Consider the following 5,324-nt stretch of genomic DNA (forward strand, 5'->3'; position numbering starts at 1 on the left):
GCGATGTCGCGGGTGAGCTCCAGATGCTGCTTCTGGTCCTCGCCCACCGGCACGTGGGTGGCGCGGTAAAGCAGGATGTCGGCGGCCATCAGGCTCGGATAGGCGAGCAGGCCGAGCGAGGCGTTTTCGCGGTCCTTGCCGGCCTTGTCCTTGAATTGCGTCATCTTGTTCATCCAGCCGATGCGGGCGACGCAATTGAAGATCCAGGCGAGTTCGGCGTGCTGCATGACCCGCGACTGGTTGAAGACGATGTGCTTCTTCGGGTCGATGCCGGAGGCGAGGAAGGCGGCGGTGATTGATCGCGTCTGGTCGCCGAGGTCCTGGTGGACGAGTTGCGCCGTCAGCGAATGCAGGTCGACGACGCAGTATATGCAGTCGGACTGTTCCTGAAGGGCGACGAATTTCTTGATGGCGCCGAGATAGTTGCCGAGATGCAGGTTGCCGGTCGGCTGGACGCCCGAAAAGACGAGTGGCTTGAAGGCGGACATGTTTTTCCTCGTGGCTTGTGGAGGGCCGTTTCGCGCGCGGCGAAAGTCTTTCGACGGCGCGCTTATGGACGAAGCTGTTTGCGGGATCAAGAGGCGAGCTCGGCTTCGGAGCCTGAATGGCTCTAGCCAGCACAGTCTGGTCTGACCTAGCATAGCGGTCTCTCGAGGGGCTCCATCATGCTTTCGCATCTGCTTGCCGTCGCTTCCGTGTGGCTGGTCGCGGCGGTTTCGCCCGGGCCGAACTTCCTGATGACCGCAAGGATCGCCGTGGCGCGCTCGCGCGGCGCCGGTTTCGCCGCCGTCTGCGGCATAGGCATTGCCACCGCCGTCTGGGGCATATGCGGGCTCGCCGGCATCAAGGCCCTGTTCCTTGCGGCGCCCTGGGCCTATGCAACGTTGAAGCTCGCCGGCGCCGGCTATCTCATCTATTCGGGCGTAAGGCTGATCGTGCTGGCCGAGAAACGCAGCGCGGCAGACGCGGCGCTGCCTGTCGAGGGCAAAGGATTTTCCTCCAGTCGCGCCTTCTGGATCGGTCTCGCGACGAGCCTCGCCAACCCCCGTTCCGCGCTTTCGGTGGCCAGCATCTTCGCCGTGGCTCTGCCGGCGCAGCCATCGCTGGCGCTGGGCCTCGCATCGGTCGTTCTCATGGTGGCGATCTCGGTCGCCTGGTACGCCTGCGTGGTCTGGTTGTTCGCGGCTGAAGCCGTCTCGAACGGCTACCGGCGAGTGCGCCGCACCCTCGACCGTGTCGCGGGCGGCCTGCTTATCCTGTTCGGCGCAAGGCTGGCTCTGGAGCGCGGTTGATACGAGACAGCTTCGGCGCCGGCGGGGTTTTACTCCTGCTGCGGTGCTGCCTTCGCCGAGCTACGCTTGACGTTGCGCCGGATCATGCCGAAATCGGCGCCGCCGGTCGCGAAGGCGGTGACGAAATAGAGTGACGCGCCGCCTGCGACGAGCGCCAGCACGGTGGTCGCCTTGATCACCAGGGGTGAGCCTGGCCCGATCCGTGCGGCGAGATAATGCTCGGCGAAGTAAAGTGCCGCCGCCATCACGACGGCCGATAGCACCAGCCTGGGAATGCGCTTCAGCAATGGGACGTCGCGGCCCCAATGGCCGCGCTTGATCAGCATGGCGAGGAGCATCAGCGCATTCACCCAGCCGGCAACGGCGGAGGCGACCGCAATGCCCGGCGCGCCCATCGAGGGAAACAGCGTCAGCGCGGTGGCGACGTTCACGCCGACCGAGATGGCGGCGAAGATCATCGGCGTGCGCGTGTCCTCGCGGGCGAAGTAGCCCGGCGTGAAGGCCTTGATCAGCACGAAGGCCGGCAGGCCGAGGCCGAAGATCGCCAGGATCGACGCGACGATTGGTGTTGAATGATTGGCGGCGAACGCGCCGCGTTCGTAGACCAGCCGCACGATCGGCTCCGACATCACCCAGAGCGCGGCCGCCGCCGGCAACGTCATGAACAGCGTGAACTCCACGGACCGGTTCTGCAGGTTGGCTGCCTCGACCAGGTTGCCCGATTTGAGCGCCCGCGACAGTTCCGGCAAGAGCACGATCGCAACAGCCACGCCGACGACGCCAAGCGGCAGCTGGTAGATGCGGTCGGCATACGCGAGCGACGACACGGCGCTGTTCTGCGCCGAGGCGATGGCCGTGCCGATCAGCTGGTTGATCTGGGTGATGCCGCCGGTGATCGCCGCCGGCAGCGCCAGGACCAGCAGCCGCTTGACGTTGGGCGTCATATGCGGCCGGCGGAAGCCGATCGAGATGCCGGCATTGCGCACCGCCACCCAGACGATGGCCAACTGCACAATGCCCGCCGCCAGCACGCCCCAGGACAGGCCGAAGCCGACGTCATGCGCATCCAGCCCATGGTACCATGCGTAGGCCAGCACGCTGATCAGGATGATGTTGAGGAAGGCCGGCGCGATGGCCGCGGCGAAATAGCGGCGCAGCGAATTCAGCATGCCGGCCATCATGGCGGCGAGCGACATGCAGATGAGATACGGGAACATGATCGTCGCCAGCCGGACGGTCGTCTCGAACTTGCCCGGAATGTCGGCAAAGCCCGGCGCCACGAGGTAGCGTACGATCAGCGGCATCGCGAGTTCCATCGCGATGGTCAGCGCCAGCAGCGCCGAGAACAGCACGCCGAACACTTCCTCGGAAAAGCGCTTGGCGCCGTCGGTGCCGTGCGTCTCGATCTCCTTGGCGAAGAGCGGCACGAAGGCGGCGTTGAAGGCACCCTCGGCGAACAGCCGGCGGAAGGTGTTCGGGAACTGGAAGGCGGCGTTGAAGGCGTCGGCCACCGGCCCGGTGCCAAGGGCCGCCGCCATCAGCATCTCGCGGCCGAATCCCAGCGCGCGGCTCATCAGCGTGCCGGAAGCGACGGTGGCGAATTTCTTGACTAGGCTCATGCGGGGGACGACTACCAGGGAAATTGCGTCAAATGGATGGTCACTCGGCCGCCGCCTTGGACTTGCCGCCGTTGCGTTCCGCCGCGTTGCCCTCGAGCGTGTCGATGAGCCGCTTGTGGATGGTCGCGATGCGCGTCGGGTTGTCGATCTTCTGCCCGGTGAGGTCGGTGACGTAGAAAGTGTCGATGACCTTCTCGCCGAAGGTCGTGATGTGCGCCGAGGCGATGTCGAGCGAAAGGTCCGACAGCGTCCCGGTGATCTCGGACAGCAGGCCTGGCCGGTCCAGCCCCTCAACCTCGATCACCGAGAACCGGTTGGACAGGGTGTTGCGGATCTCGGCGCGCGGCGGAATGCGGAAGGCCTTGGCGCCGCGCTTCGGCCTGGTGCGTTTCTCGATCATCTCGGGCAGCCAGCTCTTGCCGGACAGCACGTCCTCGATCAGCCGGCCGACGCGCTCCGCGCGCCGGCGCTCGTCCTCGTCGAGGTCGAATTCCCTGGAGATCAGGATTGTGTCCAGGGCGCGTCCGTCCGAAGTGGTGAAGATCTGCGCGTCGACGATGTTGCCGCCGGCCGCCGCGCAGGCGCCGGCAATCACCGAGAGCAGGCGCGGATGGTCCGGCGCCAGCACGGTGATCTCGGTCACCGCCTCGAATTCGTAGGTCTTGACCATGGTGGCAAGCTTCTTGTCCGCCGCATCCGCTTCGCGCACGAATTCGGCATGCCGCAACTGGTCCGGCAGGTCGACGGTCAAAAGGTAGTTTTCGTAGTGCTGGGCGACATAGCGCTTGCGCTCCTTGGCCGGCCAGGCGGCGAGCGCTTCGGCCAGACGTTCGCGCGCCGCTGCCGTGCGTTCGGCGCGCGACACCTCGGAGAAGCCGCCGGTCAGGAGCAGCTCGGTCTCGAAATAGAGCGTGCGCAGCAACTGGCCCTTCCAGCCGTTCCAGACGCCCGGCCCGACGCCGCGTATGTCGCAGACGGTGAGGATCAAAAGCAGCTTCAGCCGCTCGACCGACTGCACGATCGAGGCGAAGTCCTCGATCGTCTTGCGGTCGTTGAGGTCGCGCGTCTGCGCCGTCATCGACATCACGAGATGGTTCTCGACCAGCCAGGCGACGGTCTCGGTATCGGCGGCCGACAGCCCCATATGCGGGCAGATGCGCCGGGCGATCTTGGCGCCGGCCTCCGAATGGTCTTCCGGCCGGCCCTTGGCAATGTCGTGCAAGAGCACCGCGACATAGAGTGCCTCGCGGCTCTTCTTCAGGCCCGGCATCAGCGAGTGCGACAGCGGATGCACCTTCGCGCCGTCGCCGCGCTCTATCTCGGCCAGCACGCCGATACAGCGGATGAGATGCTCGTCCACCGTATAGTGGTGGTACATCGAGAACTGCATCATGGCGACGATCTTGCCGAAGTCGGGGATCAGCTTTCCAAGAAGTCCGGCCTCGTTCATGCGCCTGAGGTTCAGCTCGGCGTTGCGGTCCGAGGTCAGGATGTCGAGGAACAGCCGGTTGGCCTCCTGGTCGCGGCGCAGCGACTTGTTGACCAGGCCGAGCGAGCGGGTGAGCAGCTTCAGCGCGTCGGGATGAAACTCCAGCCCGTGCTTGTCAGCGAACCAGAAGAGCCTGAGCAGGTTGACCGGATCGCGCTCGAACACGCCGTCGTCGGCCACGTTGATGCGATGGTTGTCGACGATGAAGTCGGATGTGCCGGCAAGCTTGCGCTTGCGACGCTGGAAAGTGAGGAAGATGCGGTTGAAGCCAGGCACGTGCTTGGCCTGCTCCTCCTCAAGCGCGGCACAGAAGATGCGGGTGAGGTCCCCGACATCCTTGGCAACGAGGAAGTAGTGCTTCATGAAACGCTCGACCGCCGACAGGCCGGGATGCGTCGTATAGCCGAGACGCTCGGCGATCTCACGCTGGATGTCGAAATGCAGCCGCTCCTCCGCCTTGCCGGTGAGGAAATGCATATGGCAGCGCACTGCCCAGAGGAAATCCTCGGCCTTCTGGAACTCGCGATACTCGGCCTCGGTGAAGACGCCTTTCTCGACCAGTTCCTCGCCGGTGCGCACGCGGTAGAAGTATTTGCCGATCCAGAACAGCGTCTGCAGGTCGCGTAGGCCGCCCTTGCCGTCCTTGACGTTGGGCTCGACCAGGTAGCGGCTTTCGCCGGCCTTGGCGTGGCGCTCGTCCCGTTCGGCGAGCTTGGCCTGCACATATTCCGGCCCGGTCGTGCGCACCACTTCATGGTCGAAGCGGGTGAGCAATTCGTCGTAGAGCTTGTGTTCGCCCCACAGGAAACGCGCCTCGAGGATCGAGGTGCGGATGGTGATGTCGCTGCGCGACAGCCTCAGGCATTCCTCGATGTTGCGGGTGGCGTGGCCGACCTTCAGCCCCATGTCCCACAGCATGTAGAG

The 5,324-nt window shown here is 65.1% G+C and carries 4 protein-coding genes; 1 reads left to right on the forward strand and 3 read right to left on the reverse strand.

What is annotated here, in order from left to right:
* Window positions 1-488: tryptophan--tRNA ligase (gene trpS / locus Q0L57_RS05465; RefSeq protein ID WP_296739172.1), on the reverse strand; the 488-nt coding region annotated here is incomplete at its 3' end.
* A 177-nt stretch (window positions 489-665) separates the two neighbouring features.
* Between trpS and Q0L57_RS05470 the strand changes: the two genes are divergently transcribed.
* A complete protein-coding gene (locus tag Q0L57_RS05470) occupies window positions 666-1,292 on the forward strand; it encodes a LysE family transporter (RefSeq protein ID WP_296739175.1) in 627 nt (208 codons plus the stop codon).
* 29 nt (window positions 1,293-1,321) lie between these two features.
* Here the strand turns inward: Q0L57_RS05470 and murJ are convergent, their stop codons facing one another.
* Window positions 1,322-2,911, reverse strand: coding sequence for a murein biosynthesis integral membrane protein MurJ (murJ, locus tag Q0L57_RS05475; RefSeq protein ID WP_296739177.1), 1,590 nt, complete (start codon window positions 2,909-2,911; stop codon window positions 1,322-1,324).
* Between the two features lie 40 nt (window positions 2,912-2,951).
* Window positions 2,952-5,324, reverse strand: a 2,373-nt coding sequence (locus tag Q0L57_RS05480) for a [protein-PII] uridylyltransferase (protein WP_296739181.1), incomplete at its 5' end; no start/stop codon positions are given.

It is taken from the genome of Mesorhizobium sp., from assembly GCF_024509055.1.
In the GTDB taxonomy this organism is placed as follows: Bacteria; Pseudomonadota; Alphaproteobacteria; order Rhizobiales; family Rhizobiaceae; genus Mesorhizobium.

Excerpts from the sequence above, each read along its gene's own strand:
- Q0L57_RS05470 (WP_296739175.1), top strand. The coding sequence starts at position 666 with ATGCTTTCGCATCTGCTTGCCGTCGCTTCCGTGTGGCTGGTCGCGGCG.
- murJ (WP_296739177.1), bottom strand. The coding sequence starts at position 2,911 with ATGAGCCTAGTCAAGAAATTCGCCACCGTCGCTTCCGGCACGCTGATG.